The sequence below is a fragment of the Xanthobacter autotrophicus genome, assembly GCF_030015065.1.
GTDB lineage: Bacteria > Pseudomonadota > Alphaproteobacteria > Rhizobiales > Xanthobacteraceae > Xanthobacter > Xanthobacter autotrophicus_D.
This window is the reverse complement of record NZ_JAIVFN010000527.1, coordinates 1-401: the sequence shown is the minus strand read 5'-3', so window position 1 is coordinate 401 and position 401 is coordinate 1. Positions and strand designations below refer to the sequence as shown.

The following is a 401-nucleotide window of genomic DNA, read 5'->3' as shown; positions in this document are numbered from 1 at the left end:
GATCGATAGCGATCAGTAGTTTGCCGCCATCTAGAAGTTAGTCATTCGAATTCGCGCTCATTTTAATTGCTCATCCAAACAGCCGGGATGATCGCAAGTGAAACGAAAGTGTCGGTGACCCGATATCGCCAAAATGCTAGTGATGCCTGTTGGTAGGCGACCTTGGCAGGCGGCAATGGGCGATGAGATCGACGATGAATTTGTGCTGCCGTTTCCGATTGAGTTCATGATCCAAGAGACTCCTCGTTCGCACCAATCCAAAAACGTGAAAGCGAAAGAGGAATGGAAACTGATGATGCGGCGGGCGGCAAAGGATTGCATCGACGCGCATCGCGAATTTACTTTGCTTGACGATCGGCCGATCGCCGTGAAGATATTGTATTTTTCACCTAGTACTATGG

General features: G+C 49.1%; 1 pseudogene. It reads left to right on the top strand.

Features of this window, described 5'->3' with window-relative positions:
• Positions 1-175 precede the first annotated feature (175 nt).
• Positions 176-401 (top strand): annotated as a pseudogene (locus tag K9U40_RS24350) (hypothetical protein); the annotation flags it as partial.